At 48.4% G+C, this 23,964-nt stretch carries 22 protein-coding genes; 12 read left to right on the forward strand and 10 right to left on the reverse strand.

Features of this window, described 5'->3' with window-relative positions; genetic code table 11:
• Positions 1-70: 70 nt before the first annotated feature.
• The gene (locus tag LUCIF_RS21680; RefSeq protein ID WP_122629916.1) at positions 71-1,267 is read right to left on the reverse strand and encodes an MFS transporter; all 1,197 of its coding nucleotides are present in this window, start codon (positions 1,265-1,267) and stop codon (positions 71-73) included.
• A gap of 124 nt (positions 1,268-1,391) precedes the next feature.
• On the opposite strand from LUCIF_RS21680, the gene LUCIF_RS21685 reads away from it, so the two are divergent.
• Positions 1,392-2,261: a LysR family transcriptional regulator gene (locus LUCIF_RS21685; protein ID WP_122629917.1), complete on the forward strand. Its 870-nt coding sequence runs from the start codon at positions 1,392-1,394 to the stop codon at positions 2,259-2,261.
• Between the two features lie 222 nt (positions 2,262-2,483).
• On the opposite strand, the gene LUCIF_RS21690 is transcribed toward LUCIF_RS21685, so the two are convergent.
• A complete protein-coding gene (locus LUCIF_RS21690; protein WP_243638777.1) occupies positions 2,484-3,215 on the reverse strand; it encodes a 3D domain-containing protein in 732 nt (243 codons plus the stop codon).
• Between the two features lie 277 nt (positions 3,216-3,492).
• Between LUCIF_RS21690 and LUCIF_RS21695 the strand changes: the two genes are divergently transcribed.
• A complete protein-coding gene (locus LUCIF_RS21695) occupies positions 3,493-3,882 on the forward strand; it encodes a NusG domain II-containing protein (protein ID WP_122629918.1) in 390 nt (129 codons plus the stop codon).
• 5 nt (positions 3,883-3,887) lie between these two features.
• Here the strand turns inward: LUCIF_RS21695 and murQ are convergent, their stop codons facing one another.
• The 4 genes from murQ to LUCIF_RS21715 form a co-directional block, all read right to left on the reverse strand.
• Entirely contained in the window at positions 3,888-4,799 is a 912-nt protein-coding gene (gene murQ, locus LUCIF_RS21700) for an N-acetylmuramic acid 6-phosphate etherase (protein WP_122629919.1), read from the reverse strand.
• Complete coding sequence (locus LUCIF_RS21705) at positions 4,796-5,890, reverse strand: DUF871 domain-containing protein (protein WP_122629920.1); 1,095 nt, start codon at positions 5,888-5,890, stop codon at positions 4,796-4,798. The genes murQ and LUCIF_RS21705 overlap by 4 nt, the downstream gene beginning before the upstream one ends.
• Before the next feature lies 1 nt (position 5,891).
• The gene (locus LUCIF_RS21710; protein WP_122629921.1) at positions 5,892-7,247 is read right to left on the reverse strand and encodes a PTS transporter subunit EIIC; all 1,356 of its coding nucleotides are present in this window, start codon (positions 7,245-7,247) and stop codon (positions 5,892-5,894) included.
• 103 nt (positions 7,248-7,350) lie between these two features.
• Positions 7,351-8,310, reverse strand: a complete 960-nt coding sequence (locus LUCIF_RS21715; protein WP_122629922.1) for an NAD(P)-dependent oxidoreductase — start codon at positions 8,308-8,310, stop codon at positions 7,351-7,353.
• A gap of 275 nt (positions 8,311-8,585) precedes the next feature.
• Between LUCIF_RS21715 and LUCIF_RS27095 the strand changes: the two genes are divergently transcribed.
• The 3 genes from LUCIF_RS27095 to LUCIF_RS21730 all read left to right on the forward strand — a co-directional run bounded on the left by LUCIF_RS27095 (position 8,586) and on the right by LUCIF_RS21730 (position 12,148).
• On the forward strand, positions 8,586-9,422 hold the full coding sequence (locus tag LUCIF_RS27095; protein ID WP_279386979.1) for a methyl-accepting chemotaxis protein: 837 nt from the start codon (positions 8,586-8,588) through the stop codon (positions 9,420-9,422).
• Between the two features lie 325 nt (positions 9,423-9,747).
• On the forward strand, positions 9,748-10,737 hold the full coding sequence (locus tag LUCIF_RS21725) for a type II asparaginase (RefSeq protein WP_122629924.1): 990 nt from the start codon (positions 9,748-9,750) through the stop codon (positions 10,735-10,737).
• 109 nt (positions 10,738-10,846) lie between these two features.
• Positions 10,847-12,148, forward strand: coding sequence for a methyl-accepting chemotaxis protein (locus tag LUCIF_RS21730; RefSeq protein WP_165866107.1), 1,302 nt, complete (start codon positions 10,847-10,849; stop codon positions 12,146-12,148).
• Here the strand turns inward: LUCIF_RS21730 and LUCIF_RS21735 are convergent.
• Positions 12,135-13,871, reverse strand: coding sequence for an ABC transporter ATP-binding protein/permease (locus LUCIF_RS21735; RefSeq protein ID WP_122629926.1), 1,737 nt, complete (start codon positions 13,869-13,871; stop codon positions 12,135-12,137). The two genes, LUCIF_RS21730 and LUCIF_RS21735, sit on opposite strands and share 14 nt — an antisense overlap.
• A gap of 244 nt (positions 13,872-14,115) precedes the next feature.
• Between LUCIF_RS21735 and LUCIF_RS21740 the strand changes: the two genes are divergently transcribed.
• Together LUCIF_RS21740 and LUCIF_RS21745 are read left to right on the forward strand one after the other, a co-directional pair.
• Entirely contained in the window at positions 14,116-15,195 is a 1,080-nt protein-coding gene (locus LUCIF_RS21740; RefSeq protein WP_122629927.1) for an FUSC family protein, read from the forward strand.
• 106 nt (positions 15,196-15,301) lie between these two features.
• Positions 15,302-16,456: an iron-containing alcohol dehydrogenase gene (locus LUCIF_RS21745; RefSeq protein WP_122629928.1), complete on the forward strand. Its 1,155-nt coding sequence runs from the start codon at positions 15,302-15,304 to the stop codon at positions 16,454-16,456.
• Here LUCIF_RS21745 and LUCIF_RS21750 read toward each other — a convergent pair.
• Complete coding sequence (locus LUCIF_RS21750) at positions 16,428-18,140, reverse strand: flagellinolysin (protein WP_122629929.1); 1,713 nt, start codon at positions 18,138-18,140, stop codon at positions 16,428-16,430. The two genes, LUCIF_RS21745 and LUCIF_RS21750, sit on opposite strands and share 29 nt — an antisense overlap.
• A gap of 206 nt (positions 18,141-18,346) precedes the next feature.
• On the opposite strand from LUCIF_RS21750, the gene LUCIF_RS26260 reads away from it, so the two are divergent.
• From LUCIF_RS26260 to LUCIF_RS21775, 5 genes are all read left to right on the forward strand, one after another.
• Positions 18,347-18,523 (forward strand): hypothetical protein, encoded by a 177-nt coding sequence (locus LUCIF_RS26260; RefSeq protein ID WP_165866108.1) that lies wholly within the window; start codon positions 18,347-18,349, stop codon positions 18,521-18,523.
• Positions 18,524-18,730: 207 nt separating this feature from the next.
• A complete protein-coding gene (locus LUCIF_RS21760; RefSeq protein ID WP_122629931.1) occupies positions 18,731-19,366 on the forward strand; it encodes a hypothetical protein in 636 nt (211 codons plus the stop codon).
• Between the two features lie 39 nt (positions 19,367-19,405).
• Entirely contained in the window at positions 19,406-19,909 is a 504-nt protein-coding gene (locus tag LUCIF_RS21765) for a hypothetical protein (RefSeq protein ID WP_122629932.1), read from the forward strand.
• Positions 19,910-20,130: 221 nt separating this feature from the next.
• Entirely contained in the window at positions 20,131-21,432 is a 1,302-nt protein-coding gene (locus LUCIF_RS21770; RefSeq protein WP_122629933.1) for a TolC family protein, read from the forward strand.
• 94 nt (positions 21,433-21,526) lie between these two features.
• Positions 21,527-21,994: a hypothetical protein gene (locus LUCIF_RS21775; RefSeq protein WP_122629934.1), complete on the forward strand. Its 468-nt coding sequence runs from the start codon at positions 21,527-21,529 to the stop codon at positions 21,992-21,994.
• 69 nt (positions 21,995-22,063) lie between these two features.
• Here LUCIF_RS21775 and LUCIF_RS21780 read toward each other — a convergent pair whose 3' ends face one another.
• Both LUCIF_RS21780 and hfq read right to left on the reverse strand, forming a co-directional pair.
• Positions 22,064-23,434, reverse strand: a complete 1,371-nt coding sequence (locus LUCIF_RS21780; RefSeq protein ID WP_122629935.1) for a DUF1254 domain-containing protein — start codon at positions 23,432-23,434, stop codon at positions 22,064-22,066.
• A 117-nt stretch (positions 23,435-23,551) separates the two neighbouring features.
• Positions 23,552-23,812 carry an RNA chaperone Hfq gene (gene hfq / locus LUCIF_RS21785; RefSeq protein ID WP_122629936.1) on the reverse strand — a complete coding sequence of 87 codons (261 nt, stop codon included), beginning with the start codon at positions 23,810-23,812 and terminating at the stop codon, positions 23,552-23,554.
• Positions 23,813-23,964 lie beyond the last annotated feature (152 nt).

The following is a 23,964-nucleotide window of genomic DNA, read 5'->3' on the forward strand; positions in this document are numbered from 1 at the left end:
ACAGTTCCAATTATATTTTGGACTGTCTCCCTTTTTGCGGCAGCGGGACTGCTTAAAAATGAATTACTATTTAACTTCCGCTTATGACAAGGCGTTCTTTCTGCCGTCCTGCTTCGTCCTGATCAATTTGCGGACTGGGAAGGGAAAAAGCCGCTGGTACGGCAAGTATCGGCAGGAGTCCCAGGAAGGTTAGCGCATTTTCAAGTCCGTAACTATCCGCCAGACGGCCTAGAAACGGTGCGGCAACTCCGCCGATGCTGAGAGCCAGACCCAGGGTAATTCCCGACGCCAGTCCCATATTGTTAGGCAGATACTTTTGACCCAGGACAACCATAGGACTAAAGGAAGCGAAGATAGCGACTCCGATAGGCACCAGCAGGACTGTAGCAGTTACTACATTCCGGGTATGAAAAAATAGCGGCAGTAGCGGCGCAAGGAATAGAAAGGCTACCCGCACTACCCTGATCTGGCCAAAATAGTCGGCTAATCTGCCGGCAATCAGACTGGACACAGCCCCTACGACGAATAAAATAGTCAATGCGGCGCTGCCGGCTGTGTTAGACTGGTGAAGTACGTGAATCCAGTATAAGGGCACAAAGACATCAATACCGAATATAATCACCGAACGCAAAGAAACAGCCAGGGTCAGACGGAAAAACGAGTACCACTCATCCGGTTGACGGGAGAAAACGGCTTTGGCAATTGCTTTATTATAACCGGCGGCGGAAAGGCGGGAGCGGTGCGCAAACAATATCAGGGCAACAACGGTTGCCGGCAGGATGAAGAATAATGTGCCCGTTAATCCCCAAATGGTGACGGTGGCAATAACAAAGACGGGGCCAATTGCAAAGCCTATATTACCGCCGGCGGTAAAAGTGCTGACCCCGGTAGCTTTTTTTTCCCCGGATACATAGTTGGCCAAACGGGCGGCTTCCGGATGGAAGGCCGCAATACCCAGCCCGCTTAGGGCAACGGCCAAAAACAACAGCCAATAATTTTGGACGATGCCGACAGCCGCCAATCCCAACCCGGCCAGGAACAATCCTGCCGGCATTACCCAAAAGGCTGAAATCCGGTCGGCATAATAACCAAAAAGAGGCTGTACTACGGAAGAGGTTATATTGGCGGCAAATACCAGGTTGGCGGCTGCTTCATAATTAAGATTATGCGCCGTAATTAAAATAGGCAGCAATGCGGGTAAGATACCCTGGTTCAGATCGGTACATAGATGACTGATAGTTAAAATGCTTAATTCGCGATATTTCATAATCCAATCCCCCTTGCTGAGCTAGCGTCTTTCAGGTATGATTATAGCAAGTTAAAAACCATATTAAAAAGATTTATATTATCTGAAATCTATATGCGGAAAATATGGATGTGGGGGGAGATTTTTGGATATCAGGCAGTTACATTATTTTTTGGCAATTGCCGAAGAGGGCCAGATTACCGGAGCGGCTAAACGTCTACATATGGCTCAGCCGCCGCTTAGTCAGCAGCTTAAACTATTAGAAACCGAATTGGGGGTCCAATTAATCCGGCGGGGCAGTCGCAGAATTCAGCTGACTGAAGCCGGAAGTGCCCTGCGCAACCGGGCTGAGCAGATCCTTGCATTAATGGAAACGACGTTTAAAGAGGTAAAGGAATTTCATGACGGGGATAAAGGAACTCTGGCAATTGGAACAGTTGCCTCGTTAGGAGCAACGTTGCTCCCGGAACGAATCCGGTTATTTCGTGAACAATACCCTGGAATCGATTTTATTCTTTGCGAAGGTGAGACGCAACGGATCAGCGAATTGTTAAATAGAGGTGTAATTGAAATTGGCATGGTGCGGCTGCCATTTGATTCGAATGTATTTGAGTCGGTTACTTTGCCAAAGGAGCCAATGGTGGCAGCTATTAACCGGTCATGTGGCAGTTATGATGATAACACGACGGTTATCCAATTGAAAGAATTGGTTAATATGCCTTTGATGGTACACCGCCGTCATGAAGCTTTAATTATCAAAGCTTGCCGGGAGGCCGGTTTTGAACCAAGCATACTGTGCATCGGTGACGATATCCGGTCATTGCTGGCATGGGCGGATGCGGGAATTGGTACAGCTATAGCCACCCAATCGGCGGCAGGGCTTATTCCCAGTACCAATCTTTGCTATCGGCAAATTGCAGCGCCTGATCTGGAGACAACCGCGGCCGTAATTTGGATGCGAAATCGTTATTTATCAACGGCTGCCCGGCGTTTCTTGGAAATATTTATTGCCTGACTTTCTGATCCCGAGCCTGCTTAAAAAGATGTGGATACTAATTCGAACGAGGTGTACTCAGGCGTAGTTGAGTGAGAATGCACAGCCACAACAACGTAGACGCGCTTTTAAGCAGGCCCGGTCCCATAAAAAAAGGACCATCCTATTAAGGATAGTCCTGGAAGGGATCAGAAGAAGGAAGTATCTATCTTCCATGAGTGGTATTTAATGGTATTCGAAAGTTCAGCCTTTTGACAAAACATACACGGTTATATTCCGTCTTCCCCAGTTGAAAGCCTCATCGGTTGTTTCCATCGCCAAATCAATGTGTCTACCGATAATGGCGCCGCCAATGTCATCGGCGACTGCTTCGCCGTATCCCGGCACATAGAGTTTTGTTCCCAGCGGAATGACATCCGGGTCTACAGCAATCATGCCGCGCTCCAGGACGTGGCCTCGGTAGGTGATACCCGTGCAGCCTTCATCATGAGCGGTATACGCGGTTGCAAGCACCGGCAGAGAATAAAGGTAGTGCGGTATACCGCTGTCTTCCGGCGGCGATTGATATGTAGGTTGATCGGGCGGGAGCACTTTTCGCGGCGGTCTTTTTCCCCGGAAGTTTTTCAGGGCGTCTAACGTTCGCGGACCGACGATGCCGTCAGTTTCCAGGCCGGTATCATCCTGAAATTCCTTAACGGCGGCAAGAGTTTGGTAACCAAATATCCCATCAGGATGGCCGCTTAAATAGCCGGCCTGGATGAGATCCTTTTGGATAGCGGCCACCTGGCTGTTTTGCATGCCGAATTTGACGATTGTAGTGTGGGGTTGGGGTGGGGATTTGTGATGATGCGAACCGCCGCCGAAAATACCCCGGATAATGTTAAATAAGAAAAAACTGGCGTGGGCCGGGACCGGTTGATAGAAGGCGAGAAAAAAGACAATCAATGCATAGGCGGCTTGCTTTTTTTTTAACATCCTATGGCTCCTTAAATGTATTTTTCAATAAATTTATCGGCTTTTTTGAAAAATACTTAATAAGACATAAGACCTATTTTGTATAATTTTATCAGGTAAATTAAGGAAAATATATTAGAAAATAATGGATGAATTTGTTTTTGCCAATGTAGGAGGATATGCGGGGAATTGCCGGGTGAATCACCCGAAGTAATAAAAGATAAAAACGGAATATACCAGGTCTATATGGCCCGGATATCCCGTTATGTACAATTATAGCTTAATGGGGAGAGTGAAAATGATATATCCAGAGTTGACCAAAGCGGATAAATGGCTTGTGAGCCTGCTCCTTTTGTTGTCTACCGCCGGAATTATTCTCAGCTTTACTCTATTTCCGGCGGCTGGAGGAACAACGGCCCAAGTGCAAATTGACGGCAAATTATATAAAACGGTTCCGCTTCGTCCGGGTTATTCTGAGGAATTCCGCATTGGCGGTCAAACAGAATATGCGGTTATTGAAGTGCGGGACGACAAAATCCGCATCCGTCAGGATGATTCACCCCGCCAGATTGGAGTCCGGACAGGGTGGATCAGCAGGCCGCCGCAACAGATCGTAAATCTGCCCTACCGGATTCTCATAACCATTGAATCAAATGAAAAAACAGATATTGATGCGATAACCAATTAAAACGGTTATTTCTGTGGATTGCTATGCAGGGCCAGGGCCGCGGCCACAACGCCGCCTGCCTGCTCCAGCAAGCGGGCGGCCGGTACGGCGGGCAAGCTTGTCAGCAACATGGTTACGGCTAACTTAGCCGAGCCATTGGCGACGGTGAGCGCCGTCTCACATTGTTCCCGGCTGACACCGGTAGCCGTACTGACAATGCGTTTGGCCCGTTCCTGCAGTTTAAAGTTGGTGGCCTGAACATCCACCATTAAATTGCTGTACGTCTTGCCAAGCCGGATCATACTGGCGGTGGTTAACATGTTAAGCACCATTTTTTGTGCTGTGCCGGCCTTCATGCGGGTAGATCCTGTGACAACTTCCGGGCCGGCCAGTACAGTCAGGCTGAGAGCGGCTGCCTGGCTCATTTCTGAAGCCGGGGTACAGGTAAGGGCGATGGTGCGGCAGCCGAGTGAGTTAGCATATTGTAAACCGCCCAGTACATAGGGCGTCCGGCCGCTGGCGGCAATGCCGACAACAATGTCGGCCGGACACAGGTGTTTAGCCTGTAAATCTTCAACGGCCAGGGTCGGCGAATCTTCGGCACCCTCTACCGCCCGGAGGATGGCGGCCGGTCCACCGGCAATCAGTCCTTGTACCAGTTCCGGGTCGGTACCATAGGTTGGCGGGCACTCGGACGCATCCAAAATGCCCAGTCGTCCGCTGGTGCCGGCGCCTACGTAAAAGAGACGGCCGCCGGTTTTAAATGATGCCACAATCCATTCGACTGCCTGAGCAATCTCAGGCAGAATGTTTTTTACGGCAGCAGCAATTTTGTGATCCTCCCGATTGATCAGTTCAACAATTTCCCGGCCGGAAAGCCGGTCGATATTCATAGTTGCGGGATTGCGGGCTTCGGTTAGCAGGTTTTCCAGGTTCATACAGTTGCCTCCTTGAAACGGAATTGGTCGCCGGGGCGGATATAAGCAAGTAAAAACAATTCTTCCGGCACGATATGGGCTACGGTATTGACCCGGTCGTCCGCCGGCAGAGCGGAATGGATGATTTGCAGTTCTCCCATATACCGAAGGTAATGCTGGTTATCAACCGTTACCGTGCCAGGGAGCCGCGGTGCGGCGGTCCGGGCGGGAATCGGAATCGCAGAGGTACACCGGCTTCGCGCCTCCTGTGACCGGATGGCGTATTCACCGGGGTCGGTCCGGTTAGTATGGCAGCCTGAAAATAAAAGTTCCCGTTCGGCGGCGGTTATGTCCGGAGCGACATGGATATGCAGTTCGATGCATTCGGAATCGAGACCGGCCACGGCAGCCAATTCCTGGGATGGCGCCAGGGGGTCGCCGAAGAGCAACCCGGCCAGCAGGCGGCAGGCGAGCAGTTCTTTGGCCGCCTGCATAGGAGACTGGGAACGGTGTTTTTCCAAGGTCGGCAAGCCGGCGAAAATGGGGCCGCGGGGTGTATGGCGGGAAGGAATGAAGGCGAATACGGGGATGCCATGATTAGACAACAACTGAGAGCGCTCGGTGAACAGGGACCAGCTAAGTCCGGTTTCCGGCCGGGGATAATAATTGTGACAGGCTCTTAGCCGGGTAAGGTCGGTGCCGGACTGGACAATTTGCTGTAGCAGAACCGGTGTAATTGTGCTGGCATTGATTTCCACCTCTAAATCGCCGGCCTGGGTGATTGCGGCAATTTGGTCCGGCGAAAAGCCATAGTCCAGGCGGATGGTATGAATGCCCAGTCTTTTTAGCTGGGAAAAATCAGTAGGAGAGGCGCCCAACTGAGCTAAGGCCTTGGGCGAGATATCCGCTGTAATCGAGTAGCCAAGTTCCGTAGCGGTGTTGACCAGATGGTGGAACTCCGTTAGCAGCGTTTGGGCGTTGGCTTCAGGGATATGAAGGGAAGTAAATAAACGGTTAAAACCATAACGGCGGGCCAATTCAAGATAGTCGCAATTGTTTTTTGCCGAATGCTCCATACCGGCAAAGGCTGATATGCCTTTTTCCCAGGCCATACTATTCACATCCCTGCTGTTGGATTTCACCCGGCGGGTCGTCAAAGCCGACAGCCCAGGTGGTAATAAAGCCGGCGATATAGGCGATCAGAAGGCCGATAAGATAGGAAAGCACACTGCCGGGCTTAATCAAAAAGGCCAACGGCAGTCCCGAGACGCCGATTGCCACGGAACTGACATGCATGACCGCCTGAAAGGCGCCGCCGAACCCGGCGCCGATGCAAGCGGTGACAAAGGGCCGTCCCAGCGGCAGGGTAACGCCGAAAATAAGCGGTTCTCCGATGCCCAAAATACCGACGGGCAGAGCGCCTTTGATGATTTCTTTGAGTTTGTTGTTTTTGGTTTTTAAATAGACGGCAAAGGTAGCTCCCACTTGACCGGCTCCGGCCATGGCCAGGATCGGCAGCAGCGGATTTTCCTTAAACGTATTTAAGAACTCCATGTGTACGGGGACCAGGCCCTGGTGCAGTCCGGTCATGACTACCGGCAGGAAGGTTGCGGCCAGTATAAAGCCTACCACCGCCCCGCCAATGCCGATTAAATTGGTGAAGACGGCTACTATGCCGTCGGAGAGTACGCCGCCGACAGGCTGCAGCACATAATAGGTGATAAAGCCGGTGATGAAGAGAGTCAGGCCGGGAACGACAATAATATCCAGGGCATTGGGCACAATCTTGCGCAGCCGTTTTTCCAACTGGCTCATGAACCAGGCAACGAGGAGCACTCCGATTAAGCCGCCCCGTCCTGGTACCAGGGCCATTTGATTGATTTTGAGGGTGGCAATGGCCGGATTCATGATCAAAACGCCGGCAAGACCGCCCATGGAGGGGGTGCCGCCGAATTCCCTGGCGGCATTGATTCCGACGAAAATACCGAGATAGGAGAAAATACCCCAGCCGATTACATTCAGGAAAGCGGCAAAGGTTCCTTTCGGGTCGGCGCCGAGCTGAATGGCGATATTGGTTAATCCCGCCACCATGCCCGAGGCGACGATGGCCGGGATGAGAGGAACGAAAATATTGGCCAGTTTACGTAAAAATAACTTGACCGGTGTGCGGTTTTTATCAGCAATTTGGGCTTTCAGGTCTTTTACTTCACCAAGGGATAGTCCCGTCAGGATCGCAATTTCGGCGGCCACTTTGTTGACTGTACCCGGTCCCAGTATGATTTGCAGTTGACCGGCAGCTTCCACGACCCCCAGTATGCCGTTCAGCTTTTGCAGGTCTTCCATCTTGACTTTTGTCCGGTTAAACAGCGAGAGACGGAGACGGGTCATGCAATGCATCGCTGTGTTGATATTCTCTCGGCCGCCAACGGTATGAATAATTTCTTGCGCCAGTTTTTTCTCGTTAAGCATATGACTCCTCCCGGTCTATTCTAGTTTTGGTTTTTAAGCAAAGGGGCCGTCCCCCGTCAACAATTTTTCGCTGCACTGGGGACAGCCCCGGAATTAGAAAGGCTTAATTCACAACATTGATTGGTTTGCCCTGCAGGAAGGATGCAATATTAGCAGCCAGAAGATTCAGAAGCCGCTGTCTGGATTCAAGGCATTTCCAGCCTATATGCGGCGTCAGCAGTACATTTTCCATGGCAAACAACGGATTGTCCGGAGCCGGCGGTTCCGGGTCCTGGACATCCAGTGCCGCTCCGGCAATCTGCCGGTTTTGCAAGGCGGCGATTAAATCCGGTTCGTTGATAATGGCCCCCCGGGCAGTGTTGATGATAAAGGCCGTAGGCTTCATTAAGTTCAGACGGTCCTTATTGATCAGGTGCCTGGTAGCGGGTGTAAGGGGACAATGCAGAGTGACAAAATCACTCTTGGCCAGCAGTTCTTCCAGCGAAACGGATTGAATGGCGGGGTCGTCCCACTGCCGGGAAGTGCGGGTGTAGGTCAGAATCTTCATCCCCAGAGCCAGGGCAATTTTTATTACTTGCCGCCCAATGGAGCCGGCGCCAATGATGCCAAGGGTTTTGTTTTGTAACTCGAAATGGGGCACCTGCAGACATTGGGTGAAATTAGTAAAGTTATTTTGTTTCAGCATGATTTGCTGCCATGCCAGGGAGGAACTTAAATTCAAAATAAAAGTTATAACCAGCTGCGCAACGGCTTCCGTGCTATACCCGGGGATATTGCAAACCGTAATATTTTTTTGTCTGGCAGCGTCAATATCTATATTATTATAGCCCGTGCCGGCCTCGCAAATAAGTTGAACGGAGGCGGGAAACTGAGCGATTAAATCTCCCCTTAAAGGCATTTCCTTGGTGATGACGATATTCTGCCCCTGAACTCTGGTCAGTATTTCCGCCGGGTCGCTGCTTATATCATATTTACTGACCGTTGTAATTTTGTTGAATGGGGAAAAATCAAGCTTGTGGTCAAAATCCATTTTTGCTAAATTAAGAAATACAGTATGATTCATAATGTTCCTCCCCAAAAGGCATTTTTAGAATATTTTACAAATTCTAGTATATTCTTATTCAGAATCAGTGTCAACATTGGAACCGGCTGTTTAGATGACCGGTAACGCAATTCTCCGCCGGACTGCCCATACCTTGGTCGGAGTCGGTGAGACAGCATGAGAAGACGGCAGACGGTCAGGAGTACTAAATGGGATAACAAATTGACAAGGAATTCGCACTTTTCTGTCGAATTAAATCGATGATAATTTATGTAAACGCTAAGGAGGCTGTAAGTGTGGCAGAAGCAGAAAGCCGTCTCGAAGCATTTAAGGCTGTTTTGCCGGTCATAGCGCAAGTCTATGCCAATCAAGTCGGAATTGCCCTTACGGATAAAGAAAAGTACCTTTTCTATCAGCCCGGCGATACTCTCAATCTTAAAATTCAGGCAGGAACTCCGGTAAAAGCGGGGACGGCGGTCGCTCAAGCAATGATGGAGAAACGGCGTGTCGTGGTTCGGGGCGATAAAGCAGTTTTCGGACTGCCTTACATTGCCATGGCTTATCCTGTATTTGACCGCGAGAATACTGTCATTGGCGGGATTGCCATTATTGAGACGACCGATAAACAGGACGAGATGAAAGAATTGGCGGTCAGCTTGAGTGATATGGTAAGTACCCTGGCCAGTTCGGCGGAGGAAGTGTCGGCCCAAACCGAGGAGATTGCCGCCGTTACGGCTCAGGTGGCTAATACGGCCCAACTCCTGCAAGGACGGGCCAAGGAGACGGAGAAAGCCTTATCAATTATTCGCAATATTGCCGGACAGACCAATCTCTTAGGATTAAACGCGGCGATTGAAGCGGCGCGGGTCGGGGAATATGGACGCGGTTTCGGCGTGGTTGCGGATGAAATCCGGAAACTGGCAACAATGAGTGCCGATTCGGTGAAAGCAATCGCCGATGTGTCGAAAGCCATCCAGGCCGATAGCGAGGAAACGTACAGCCAAATCAAACAAGTAACCGAATCAATTGCTCAAATTTCCGAGGCGGTGACGCACGTCGCTGCGACAGCCCAGGATACCAGCCACATTGTGAACCGAATCGATACAATGGCGGAAAAACTGACAAGAGAATAAAGGTAAAAACGTTGATTAGGGGAGCTGCAAATACAGTCCCTCTTTTTTTGACCCTTTTTCTATGGAATTTGGAAGTAAAATATTTTACTTCCAGGTAAAGCCCCTTTGGTCTTTTTAGTTAATATGGTATTATTATGTTTGAACCAAACCAATATACCCACATTTTGCACTCTGAACTTATGGCGAAAGATTTCTCCTAATTATTTATAGCCGCAAAGTAATTATTAAGGTTATATTCGTTTAAAATTCACTAAGTTTATCTTAGATGGGAGAATGATTGGCGAGTGACTAAGAAATGCAAAGAATGGAATAAAAGGAGTTGCCTATGAAGAACATTGTAATTCTTGCGACGGGGGGCACCATCGCGGCTGTATCCCAGTCGGTTGCCGCAACTACGGCCTATCAGTCGGGGATCGTTCCCATAGCGGAGTTATTAAACGAAATCAGACCTTTAACCAATCTTGCCAATATAACCAGTGAACAGGTCGCGCAAATCGATAGTGCCGATATGAGTCACGAGCTTTGGCTTTTTTTGGCGAATCGCATAAATTCTTTACTGCAACAGCCGGATGTGGACGGTATTGTATTAACCCATGGAACGGACACGATGGAAGAAACCGCCTATTTTCTGAATCTGGTTGTCAATAGCGACAAGCCCGTAGTTTTGGTGGGGGCCATGCGCCCATCCACCGCGATCAGTTCCGACGGCCCGATGAATCTTTACAATGCCATTGTTTTGGCTGCCAGTGACGCAGCCAGCGGCAAAGGAGTTCTGGTTGCCCTGAACGATACAGTCAACTCCAGCCGGGATGTGACAAAAACCAATACGGCCCTCCAGGATACATTCAAGGCTCCGGAGCTTGGTTATTTAGGGTATCTGATAGATGGCCAGCCCCATTTTTATCGTTTGCCGGCCCGCAAACATACCTATTTAAGTGAGTTTCGTATTGATGAACTGGCAATACTGCCCAAGGTTCATATTATCTATGGTTATGTCGACGATGGCGGCGCATTGGTCAGGGCAGCCGTTAAGGACGGGGCCCAGGGAATTGTCTATGCCGGTCTGGGAAATGGCAATATGTCGCAGCACATGCAAAAGGTTTTTAATGAAATCCGGCAACAGGGGGTCGTCGTGGTTAGAAGTACGCGGGTTGGCAATGGAGTGGTGACAAAAAACGGCGCTGTCGACGATGACGAGTATGGTTTTGTTGCCGCCGACACGTTGAGTCCGCAGAAAGCAAGAATCCTTCTAATGCTGGCTTTGACGAAAACCCGGCAGCCCGATGAAATTCAAAAGATATTCGAAACTTATTAATGTTTCCAAGGCCGCGCTAGCGGTCTTTTTTGTAAATTTTAAAGGATATTTGTGGATAAATGGCAAATTTATTTTCTATTCATGGAATCTATTTTTGGGGGGAGTAATTTTGAGTATAAAGAACAAAATCATTGCTGTTATGCTTACGGCTTTGGTCGTCACTACCCTGTTGGTCAGCGCTTTGCAGCTATACACCGTATATCAGGCGGCCGGGCACAATTCCATGCTTAGCATGGACATGCTGGCAGGCCTTTATTCGGGTATCAAAAGCAGTGCCCTCGCTTTGCTGATTGCTTTAGTTCTGGTTGGTTCCATTGCTTGGCTTATTATCGGGCGCCTGCTTAGGCCGCTTACGGTGATGACGCGGGAAGTTTCCCGGCTGGGGCAGGGAGATTTGACGCTGGTCCTTCATTACAAGTCGAAGGATGAAATCGGGCAATTAGCCGGTGCAATGAATTTGACCGTGCAGAACTTGCGGAATATTGTCGGTACCGTTCAAAGCAACGCCCAGTCTATTTCCGCCTCCGGCGAAGCATTGTCCGCTGCTACCGAGGAAGCCGGCCGGGCGGTGGGGCAAGTTGCTCAAACTGCCGGAGAAATTGCCAAAGGGGCAGAGGAAACGGGACGGATGGTACAGGATGCCGCCGGCCAGACGGCGGCATTGAATGAACTTGCCGGTTCGGTATCCCGGGAAATGCAGGAATTAACCCGGCAGGCCCGGCAGATTGGTGTAGCGGCTGAAAATGGGCAGACGGCCATTAGCCGGGCTACGGAAGTGATTCAGGGGATTGCCAATACCACCCGGGAAAATGCTCAATTGGCGGGTGAACTGAATACCAAGTCACAACAAGTCCGGGAAATTGTAGAGATGATTAATGCGATTGCCGGACAAACAAACTTGCTGGCGCTTAACGCCGCTATTGAGGCTGCCCGGGCGGGGGAACACGGCCGGGGATTCGCCGTTGTGGCGGAAGAAGTGCGGAAACTTGCCGAGCAATCAGGTCAGGCTGCGGCTCAGATTGGCACGATTGTCCATGGAATGCTGGGTGACATTGGCAATGTGGTAAATTCGTCCAATCAAACCACCACTGCGGTTGGTGAGGGGGTTACGATTATCCACGAGGCCGATACCAGTTTCAGGGCGATTACCGGCCACATTGACGCCACGGCTAATAAAACGGATACTGTCGTTAAGCTGATTGAGCAGCAGGCTCAGGCAGCTACGCACCTGAAGGAAGCGGTGCAAAATGTGGCTGCTGTAGCCGAACAGTCGGCAGCTTCCACCGAAACAACGGCAGCTAGTGCGGAAGAGGTTAACGCCTCTGTGGAAGAAATTGCGGCCAGTGCTCAGTCCCTCAATCAGATCGCCGGGAAATTGCAGGATGTAGTGGCAAAGTTCAAACTGGTTTAGCAAATCTGGGTATTAGTTGCCAACCTCCTTTGCCGTCCAGTTCCAGGCGGTTCCGGTGATAATTTAGCAGCGTTTTCCGGTGTCCGACGCTGATGACCGACGTATGCGGCAGCAATTGAGGCAGGGATTCATACATGACCTTTTCCGTATTTTCATCCAGCGCGGAGGTTGCCTCATCAAGAAACAGCCAATCGGGCTGCAGCAATAATATCCGGACAAAAGCGACCCGCTGCTGTTCGCCTAATGAGAGCGCTTGCCCCCAGTCAAGGGTTTCTTCCAGTCTGTCTATTAGATGCGGAAGATGACAGGTTAGCAGTATTTTTTTTAGAACAGCGTCTTCCACTGGCTGGGTCGGACCGGGGTATGTTAGGACATCCCGGAACCGGGTTAGGGGCATATAGGATTTTTGCGGCACAAACAGGACCTTTTTCTTGTCCGGCACATGGATACAGCCATTGGCATAGGGCCACAATCCGGCCAGGGTTCTAAGAAACGTACTTTTGCCGCAGCCGGAGGGACCGATGATTAACAAGCTTTCATTGGAATCCAGCGTTAAAGTAATATTTTTAATTAGATTATAACCGTCAGGACGGAAAACATTAATTGCTTTAAGCGTAAGCCCCCGCCGAGGCTGCCGGCTTACTTCAATTTGGTAGGACGAAGAAGCTTCGGCGCGGGCTATTTCCATATATATCAGGAAATTATTCAGACGGTTAACTACCGCCCGCCATTGAGCCAAACGGGTGAAGCTGTCAATGACAAAGGAAAATCCGTTTTGAACATGATTATAGGCATCAATCACCTGAAACATCTGGCCTAAATGGATTTGATTCCGGAAATATCGCGGTGATGCAACCAGTACGCCGAAAATGATCGAAGCATGAGAATAGGTGGTTGTCAGCCAGGTCAGTTTTTTACGTACCGTAATGATTTTTAAATAGTTATTTACAATGTTTTCAAAATGCCGTAAAAACGTCTTTTTTTCTTGCATTTCACCATTGTAAAAGGCAATGCTTTCGGCGTTTTCCCGTACCCGGACAAGGCTGAAGCGAAAATCGGCTTCATAGCGCTGCTGGTCATAATCCAACCGGACTAAAGGGTGGCCTAACCGGATTGTCAGGTAGGTGCCAATGGCTGCATAGACCAGTGCCGCCCAGACTAAATAGCCATAAACGGGTAAATGAAAGCGTCCCAGGGGCAGATAAAGGATGCCGGAAAGATTCCATAAGATAACGACAAAGGATGATACGGTCAAAATATCCTGCAGCACATCAATGGAGAGCCGCAAGGTCAGAGAAACAAACAGTTCAACATCTTCGCTAATCCGCTGGTCAGGATTATCCGCTTCCTCATTAGCCAGCAGTTTAAGACGGTAATAGGTTTTGTAACGCAGCCAGTCGGCAAGATATTTTTCGGTCAGCCAACTGCGCCACTGGATGTGAAGCAGCATCCGTGTGTAAACCTGATAGCCGCGTACGATGATTAAGAGAACTACTAATAGGGTAAAATTTCCTACCGCCCGGATGAACCCGGCCTGGTTATAGTTTTGCAACACTTGGTAGAAGGTACCCTGCCAGACATTTAAGAGTACCGATATGTATACCAAACCCAGGTTGAGAGCGATTACAACCAATAACAGTCCCCAGGCCGACCATTTATCGTTGGAAAACCAATAGGCTTTGGCAATTTTCCAGGCGCTTTGCAATACGACAGCACGTCTCATTTTTGTCCATCACCTCTTTATTTTATATTCCTGACAGCCGTGCGGCATGACGAAAATAGGCAATAACGCAAAGGCTTCCCGTCGAATGCCGGGAAGCCTTTTTTCGCGCCCTGGACCCTGCGCCACGAGGCCGAGCTGCTGAGCGCATACAGGAGCGAATGCAGCAGGCAAGGCATAATGAAAAAGCCATTTGAGAATATACTAAAGAAAATAGGATTTTATGTTATAACGGAAAGGAAAAAATGTGAAACGGATTATTGATGTTCTGGACCGTCTGGGCCTGAGTCTGCAAACCTTCAAAATTGCCTTTGCCGCGTCGGTAGCCTGGTTTGTTTCGACTGCGGTGTTACAAAGCCATTATCCGTACTTTTCATCCCTGGCCGCCATCTTAACGGTCCACGTTACGGTTGCGGATTCATTAAAAGCGGCAATACAACGCATTAGCGGCACCATTGCCGGAGTGATTCTCAGCATTCTGATAGGACACTGGCTTGGCATTGGTCCCGGCGCCATTTTTTTAATGATATTCATTGGCATGGCTGCGGGAAAGGCACTGCGGTTACAAGCGCCGGTTACGTCCCAAATCGGAATTAGTTCTTTATTGGTACTGGCATTAAGTCAAGGCCATAGTAATGGTTATGCCCTGGGGCGAATAACGGAAACCGTAATCGGTTCGCTGATTGCTATTGTAGTGAATGCTGCCGTCGTGCCTACCAATGCCGTGCCGGCAGCCGAAAAACGCATTTTAGAACTTAGCCGGTTAGCCGCCGGTACCCTGGAAAATATGGCGGGCTTATTACAGGAAAAAAATATAAGGGACAATGCGGGACAAGACGCGGTGATGAAATTAATAAAAGAGACAGGAAAGAGTATTGAAGCAATTGAATTAGCGGAACAAAGTTTAAAATTCAGTCCCTTTCCGGTACGGTTAAGAAAAAGATTGGCTCAGCTATCCCAGGTAATGCAGCGTTTAGAGTATATAACAATTCAAATCCGGGGCATCCGGAAAGGAATCATTGATATTAACCCGGCAATGACCGGCGGGGCAAATCTGGAAGGACTGGGACCGGCTATTGAGTCTACCGCGGAGTGTGTTGCCGCTTTTGGCAGAAATGTTATCGAACCATTGGCATGGCCGCTTCCATTATTGACCGGCCGTCTTGACGAAGCCCGTTTCCGGCAGGAATTATGTCTTGCGCAGTTGACGGAATTACCCTTGTCTTTATTGCGGGATACCGGCGGAATTCTTACCGACTTAAACCGAATCTTGCGGGAGGTGGAAGTCCGGCAGGAAGGAAATCGGCCAGAATTGGCTAAGTTATAATTTATACAGGGACTTGGGGGATTGTGAGGAGTTTTCCCGCGCCCTGAGCCCTGCACTATGAGCCGAAAGACCGCTTAGCGGTCTTTCTCATAAAGGAGGCAGTAGGATGATTCAATTCGAATATCATAATCCGGCCAGGATTATTTTTGGCTGCGGTAAAGTGGGTGCTGTTGGCGGATTGGCGCAAACCTACGGTCATAAAGCGCTGGTGGTAACTTCAGGCAGTTCGCAGCGCACCGGTTTATTGCCAAGAGTATTGGCCTTACTGGGGCAGGCGGGAGTGGAACAGGTTGTTTTTGACAAAGTCAAAGCGAATCCACTGACGACAATGGTGCAGGAAGGGGCGGCTTTGGCAAAAAGAGAACAATGTGACCTGGTAATTGGATTAGGCGGCGGCAGTGCCATGGATGCGGCCAAGGCAGTGGCTTTCTTAGCCATTAACGACGGGGATGTTACGGAATATATGTTCGGTGCCAAACAGGGGACGGGCGCGCTGCCGGTCATACTGATCACCACGACCGCAGGTACCGGTAGCGAGGGCAACAATATCGCGGTGCTTACCAATCCTGACAGCAATGATAAAAAAGGCTTGAAATCACCCTTTATGTATGCCAAAGCGTCGATTGTGGATCCTGAACTGTTAATGACGCTGCCGAAGCGGTCGATTGCCGGTCCGGGCCTGGATGCCTTATTTCATGCGATGGAAGCCTATGTTGCCAAACGCAGCAATCCCATGTCCGAAATGATTGCGCTGGAGGCGATTAGTCTGTCGGCGCAGTATTTACCGCAGGTCTATGCCGAGCCGGAAAACATCGAGGCCTGGGAGAAAGTTGCCCTGGCCAATACTTTGGGCGGGATGGCGATTGACGCCGCCGGCACGACGCTGCCCCATGGTTTGGAGCATCCGGTCAGCGGTTTATTGAATGCGCCCCATGGGGAAGGATTGGCGGCGTTATTCGTACCAATTATGAAATTTACGTATCGGGCGGTACCGGCTAAGTATGCCAGGATTGCCGGCGCCATGGGCGAAAGTATCGCCGGACTGTCTGTGGAAAAAGCGGCGGTAAAAAGTATTGAGGCTATGGAAACCTTATTACGAAGGTTAAATATGACGCCAAAGCTAGGCGATTTTGGCGTCAGAGAAGAGAACATCGACTGGCTGGCCGATAATGCTTTAAAAATAATGAAAGCAAATATCGAAAACAATCCGCGGGTGCCAACCCGGGACGAAATTAAGGAAATTTATAAAAATAGTTTGTAGCCGCCAACAAATGGAATACCCGCGCCGGCTGCTGCTGAGAATAGGCTGAAACAGCGTTCTCGCTGAGATTGGCTTTTACATAGGCAGCCATCTTTTGGGCGGTGGCGGCATCCTGAATGCCGGCGGCCGCATCGCTATTACCGGATTGACCGCTGCCGGCGGCCAGTTTATTTTTAAGCTGATTAAGCTGTGCCTGTTCACCGGCAACATAAGTTAACGCATTGGTAAATGTTGTAACCGCATTATCGGGATTATTTACCAGGTCTACCTTGTCTGTACCGAGAACGGTACTGTCAATTTTTAGGGGAGTATAGTTTATGGCCATACCCTGGCTGGCACCGACTTGAATCGGGGAAGTTGCCTTTTGGCCGGACTCAGGCCAGATAACATGAAAGTGTTTTAACGGTTGATTGGCAGGGTCATTTGTGTCGGGGATTACCGACGTGGCGGTTTGAACCGGACCGTTATCGGCGTCGGCGCCGCCAATGCCGCCGGTGTCTCCGCCATTCAAGGCTGTTGTGAATTCACCGGCCGTATCGAGATTATGAATAAACGCTGCGCCGTTGCTTTTTGACACATAGTCGCTAATAAAGGCGCTCGTATCGATATAGTTGGAGACATGATTCAAAGCTTGGTCCAGATTTTCGGTTGGATTATCCTTTAAATCGGTTAATAAATCTTTAATGCCGCCGCTGTGACCGGCGGCTTTTATTTGGTTATGCAAATATCGTACCGCCATAAAGGCGGACGAATAATGCAGGCTGTCGTTGACCCAGGCTTTGTCGGTTCCGTCTCCCAGGGCGTTTTGAATCGCCGTTGCCCCGTCCATGCCGCCGCCGCTATGAGCCAAGTCTCCGGCCACCCGTTCATCCGCTCCATGAATGAATTCGGCCGTTCCTTCTTTAAACCAGTTTGGCAAAGCCTTAAAATTCATCGTCCGCCCCATGATCGCATGGACCATTTCATGAGTCATAACGCGGTCGTCGTAAAACGGGGCTTCGCCGCCGTTAGGCAGTGCTGCCGGCAGTGAGGTTTGCACGGCAATATGCAAGGATTCATCCACCGCCTTCCCGCTGGAGTCATAGTTAAACTCGGTGGCAGCCAGAAAGGGTTCGGGAGTTTCGTCCAAAGCGATCGTCAGATTTGCTCCGTCGCCCGCTAAGCCATAGCGTTCGGCAATCACATTTTCCGCTTCTTCCAGCCAGTCGCTTTTTAGACTGTTTATTATGGTTTGGTCATTCGGTGTTAATGAGTCTCCATTCGTAAAAAGATTGATCTTGTTATATTGGGTCGATGTGCTGACACGGTGAATATCCTGGCTGATCTGATTAATTTTATTTTGCAAAGCTTGTTTTTCGTCGGAGTCTTGCAGTTTGCTGGCCTGAATCGCCAGCTTTTTTCCCTGCTGCAGCATTGCATAAATTTCATCCAGAGCACTTTGGGCGGTTTGCAGCAAGGCCGTTTTATCCTGGGCGCCGGTTGTTTGCATAAGATGATCCTGGGCCATTGCACCCGCCGATATGTCAAGTCTGGCAGCATTGCCGGCCAAAGAAGTGCGATTTATTGTGTCTGGCTCTGCCGTATCAATAGTTGGCGCAGCAGTTGGTATTTCATTCGAAGTAACAGTTCCCTGTGATTCCGGCTGTGCATTCGTCAGAGAACGGATTTCTGATGAGACTGTCATACTACAACCTCCTTTTTTCTTAAGAAGCCCACTTTCGCGATAAGTTCAGAGTGCGAAATGTAGGAATAATGAATTTCTAATTCTTGTTTCGGAAAGTTTTGTTTGAATTTTATTGGAACCCATACTATCTGCGTAAGAAAACGCATATTTCCAATAATAATCCGATATATAAATGCGATACTAAACAAAAAAAGGAGGTTTAACATATGGCCTTATCATCAGTAAATAATACTAACCAGATCGCTTATCAACAAATGAATCCGGTTCTTAAAACAAAATCAGCCACGTCTTCCAAAGCAGGGATAAAAACGAACCATGCCGCTGAAGCGAGCGATACGAATCCCTCGGCGTTAAAGAAAACCGGTTTTGATGCTAAAATCTAATTCTTTCTAAAAATAACACTTCATAAAAAGGCAAGTACTTCTTTCGGGGGGGCTTGCCTTTTCCCAGTTTTGCGGTTTTTCTGGAATTTTGTCTGAATTTATAAAAATGTGTAGCTTTTCTAAGGGATTTCTAACATTTGAGTTGTAAAATGTATTTGCGACTTGCCGGAGCTTTATTAACTTATCACGACATATGAGGGCGATAGAGTGAAAAAAATTCTGATTATTACGGGACTCCTGCTGTTAATCACCGGGACAAGCAGCTGGGCTATGTCGAAAGACGATACGAAAGAGGCCATTCAAACCGGCTATAAAGCGGCTGAAGAAAAACAGGATTTTGTTTATAATGAAGGGACTACCTTCCAGCTAACGTATAACGAAGGGTTTTTTGGCCATAAAAAACAGCTGAAGGCCGAAGCGTATTTACTGTCTCCCTATTGTACCGTGGCGACCTATGCAGCAAAATCCAAGGAGAACCATACCAGTCTGGATGATAGTAAAACGGCGCAGTATTCCGAGGTTTATACGGCAATGATTATTTATAAAGCAGATGCCGATAGCATCCAGGAAATTTTAGATCCCAAAATAACTGGCATACAAGATGGTATAACCATTCAACCCATTGAAACGGTTTATGGCAAGGTACAAATTATTGATAATGGCTGGAGTCAGAAAATGGCAGCCTACGGGGTAATGGTCCGGTTCAATTTTCAGGACATTGATTCCACCAAACCATTAATAATTAAAACTAAAAGTGCTGCATCCCGGGAATTTGCTTTTACTTTTCAGCCGAAAGACTATGGAATTGCCTATCAATTTAAAACTTCCGATTATAAATTTTAGAATTGAAATAATTAAACTTAAAGATTGGAGCGATGTAGTATGTTGAAAAAGGTGCTGTTGATTTTGGTTGTGTGTTTGTTTGCCGGGACCGTTAGCGTGTTTGCCACCCCTTATAATGATTTGGAGGAGCAGGGCCAGACCGCGGCCGGTATCCTGTACGGCAGTGATAATAACACCTATTATATTGAAACGAAGGCTACTGATACCGTAACCATGGGTTTTGAGTACAATGACTGGAAAAACAGTTACGGTACCCGTGATTTCTACGGACAGTTTGGTATGGCCGATAATGCGAGAGCAATTGTCGGAATAAGAAATCTTGATTCCGAGACCCGCACTTATTTGGGGGCGGTCCTGAGCGCCCCAATTACCGATGAGTGTACGGGCTATGTATCCGGTCTTATTGGTGACGGGTTTCAGGAAGTTCAGGTTGGCGCCGATTATAAACTTACGGAACAAACGGATTTTAATTTAACCTATCGCAACTTAAACTACCATGGAAACCGGGGCGGTTTGAATTTCGGCTTAACGTTCAAGATGTAACACCATCACAATTAGCCGGTAAAATAAAGGATAGGGAGATAAGACGAATACCTCCATTGCCGGACGGAACGTAAGCGGGTGATGGGGGGTTACTTTTGGAAGCCTTCTATGGCGCTAATGAGGATTGCATGTTGCGTAAAGTATGTATACAATAGAAACATGCAGAATTTATTTTGGTCATTGCTGCATATTTTGCTTACCCGTAAGGAGGTTATTGCAATATGAAGCGCTATTACCCGTATGTTGCCGGACTGACGGCAGCTGTTTTTTGTCTGGTTCTTTCTACGCAATCAGTCGCCGCGGAACCTGTCGACCTGTCTCTGAACCAATGCGTTACGCTGGCGCTAGAAAATAATCCGGCCATGAAGATAGCCGAAGCCAACAAAGACAAGGCGGCTTGGGGCATTCAGCAGGCGAAGGCCGGCAAGGGACTTAATCTTGGGTATACTCATACCGACCTGCGCTCGTCCGCGCCGCCTAGCTGGTGGCCGTATCTTTCGCCGTATTCGGCCTATAATTATTTTAGTAATGAACTAAGGCTTACAGTCCCGATTGATGCCAGCGGCAACCTGGAAAATGCAGTCAGCCAGGCGAAATTAAATAGCAATATATCGGATCTGAATGTCCAATTGACCAAACAGCAACTGAAACTGAAAGTAACCGACGCTTATTTTGATGTGTTGCAAGCCCGTAATTTATTAAAGGTAGCGAAACAAACGGTGAATGATTTCACGGTTCATCTGCAAAACGTGCAAGATCAATATGATGTGGGCACCGTGGCGTTGCCGGATGTTTTACAGACGAAAGTGCGCCTGGCGAATGCGCAGGACGGTTTGACGCAAGCGCAAAATAATTATGATCTGGCGGTTTATAATCTCAACAATATCATTGGACTGCCGCTACATAGCGAGATAAAATTACAGGAGGATTTGGCCTATCAGCCGTCCCCGTTAACTTTGGACGACTGTATCCGTTATGCATTGCAGTATCGCCCGGAAATGGAACAAACCCAGGATTCGATTCATATGGCCGCGGACCAGGTCGAAATTGCCCAAAGCGGCAGAAAGCCGTCATTCAGTCTTGTCGGAGCAACAGAATGGCAGGATAATGATTTTCCCGCCGTCAAGAACCGCAACTGGACGGTCAGTCTGGTTGCCCAGTTAAATGTTTTGGATTCCGGTCTGACCCAATCCCAAGTCAAAAAGGCCGAAGCAGATGTGGTGGCAGCCCGGGAACAGGCCCGGCAGACCCGGGACGGGATCACTCTGGAGGTAAGTCAGGCTTATTTAAGCATGCAAGAAGCGGCCAAGCGGATTGATACCGACAAGGTCGCGGTGGAGCAAGGGGAAGTGGATTTAAAACTGGCTGAGGAACGCTACCAGAACGGAATCGGTACGAATCTGGATGTTATCGATGCGGAACTGGCTCTGGAACAAGCCAGGAATAACTATATTAAAGCGCTCTATGATTATAATACGGATAAAGCGCTGCTGGAAAAAACAATGGGTATCACAGTGAAATAGTAAATAAATTGTCATATTTTTGTCATAGTTTTATTATAAAATTTACCAAGAAAGCCAAATCGGGATAACAAAAACAGCAAGGTGGAGATAGGCGATGATAAAACAGCGGAGTCAATGTCCGGAAACCGACACGAATGAGCTTCTTACTTTTGTCCGTACCAATCCGACTCTTAACCAGAGTGCCCGGGAAAGCCTGCTGGATGCCCGGAAAAAGGAAAAATGGATTGCCGCTGCCGCCCGGGCCATCACCGTCTTTGCCTTTCATAACGGCCCGGCAGAAAGTATGCAGGCTCAGGGAAAATTAAGCCGGGGCGATATGGAAAAAATGAATTTGTTTATGACTAGTCATTTAACTTATGTATTTCAACTGATTTTTTCCGAACGCTGGTTTGAGTTCAAGACTTTGATTGAGACCTATAATTTATCCGGCCTGCACGGCGATGACCCGGGAGCAATCAACAAAAATTTTGCTGCTCTGGAGCAAATGATTTTAGATTGTTTTTTTGCCAGCGAAATGCCGGACAGCGAAAATTCGGTTGTCGTTCAGAACAGTCAAATATAAAAACGGGAAGTCAATCAGATCAATGGAAAACACAGCCTAACCAGGAGGTCGGGCTGTGTTTTTTTTGTTCTAAGATAAGGCTTGCATTCGCAGTATCGCCGGCGGAGTCCAATTTCCCCGGAGTACCGCTCCTTTGGGCCAATACAGTCGTAAGAGCAGATTAAATGGGCCTTTCGGCGCCGGCAGCCAATTCGCTGCCAGGTCTTTTCCCGGCGAGGTATTTTGAACAAAAATAGTAAGAGAACCGTCCGCATTATAGTTTAGCCTGCCAAGGTGGGGACTAATTGCATAGCGGTCTATTGGATTTTCCACCAAAAAGCCTTTATCGTTATAAACAGTAATTGACCAAAAGGCGTTAACCGGTGGAAGCTGCTGCTGCTCAAAATGAATAATATAGTTGTTATATCCCGATAAGGGCATTCCGTCTGCTGCGATAAAAGCGGGACCATAGACCGAATCCTGCGGGAGGTTTGCCCCGATTCCGGTCATAGCAATCAAAGCGCGCTGCATATAATCCGCTCCATAGAAGCCAATATCCTTAACAAGTAAAGTCCATCCATGTACGCTGTTCTTAAAATATTTTTTGGAGGCTGCCGCCTGCAGCAGGTTGGAGCCATGGTCAATAGCTAATTCAAGGGCGAGTTGAACGGATGGACTTAAGCTATAAAAATTAAAAGTCTTGCCTGGTATCAGCCCCAGAGCAGCTAGTTTTTTGCTCATGGCCGGATCTTGGATCCAGGGGGGATTCCTGTGCATTGCCGCCATCATGGTTTGAAAGAATACGGCCGCATTCATATTGGCGACTTGAGTTGACGGATCGATATTCATCACTTGCTTAGCGGCTCCAATTTTGGGAATATCAAATTTTCCCCAACAACTAAGCGGTATTAAAGCATAGCTGTTTTGAATTGCATGAACGATTGGATAATCCTCCGGTCCGTTGGTTTGGGTGCGGCCGATAATCCATACAGTATTGGCAGGCGCACCAATCCGGATAAAACCTTCCGGGAGCATTCCGTTCCAATCCGGCCCGGTAATGGCAAATACTCCTGCCTTCGTACCGGTGGTTCGCGTCCCCAGCGACGCGAATACGTTGGTCCAGGCATCTAAAAGTTCCATAAGGTAATATATGTTATACGTATCGGGCAGATATAATATGACAGGTTCCCGGGAAAGATCCAGCCATGCCATAGAGTACAGAGTATCAACATTGGGTCTGACAATGGTAGTGTAGCGAGGAGACGGGAAAACCGGTTCATTCAAAAACTGATTTAGGCTCATTCCGCCGGCAAGCATGATTCGCCTGGTTGTATCCGTTAAAACCAGCGGATAGCCATAGATATATGCGTCGATTGCCAGGAGATTCAGCGGGTTTTGCCGGCCGTAAACAGAATCCGGTTTTTTTGTTGAATAAAAATCGGCTCGCCAATCTTCTTCCATAATAACTCCTTTCGGCTTTTCTTACTATAGCATATTCATTTATATTATTATGGAAAGAACGGAAAATGAAAAAAAGCCAGTGGACCTTTTCAGGTAACTGACTTTTTAACGGTTTTTCTACGCCTCATTATCTGCGGCGTGCCCTGTTTTTTTATCGGCAGGTTGCAGGATTACCGGCCGGGCGGTGGCGATGGTTGAGATTGCATTTTTATAGACCAGTTGTTGCTTGCCCTCGGTTTCGATTATCACGGTAAAGGTGTCAAAGCCTTTGATAAATCCTTTAATTTGAAAGCCATTTACTAAATAAATGGTTACGGCTACCGCTTCCTTACGCACCAAATTAAGTAGCGTGTCTTGCAATTGAAACACAGTCGGCATAATTTAAACTCCTATCTATCTATTTTTATTTTTAATTCTTTACTTCCCTTTTTTTCTTCCAACTCCTGCAAAATAAAGTGCGGAAAGACAGGAGAATTTTACGGTGTGGAAAATTCATGGACATTATTATCTTATAGCGTTACTATGTAAAT

Origin of the sequence: Allolucifera butyrica (assembly GCF_900476375.1) — a bacterium.
GTDB lineage: Bacteria > Bacillota > Negativicutes > Sporomusales > UPPP01 > Lucifera > Lucifera butyrica.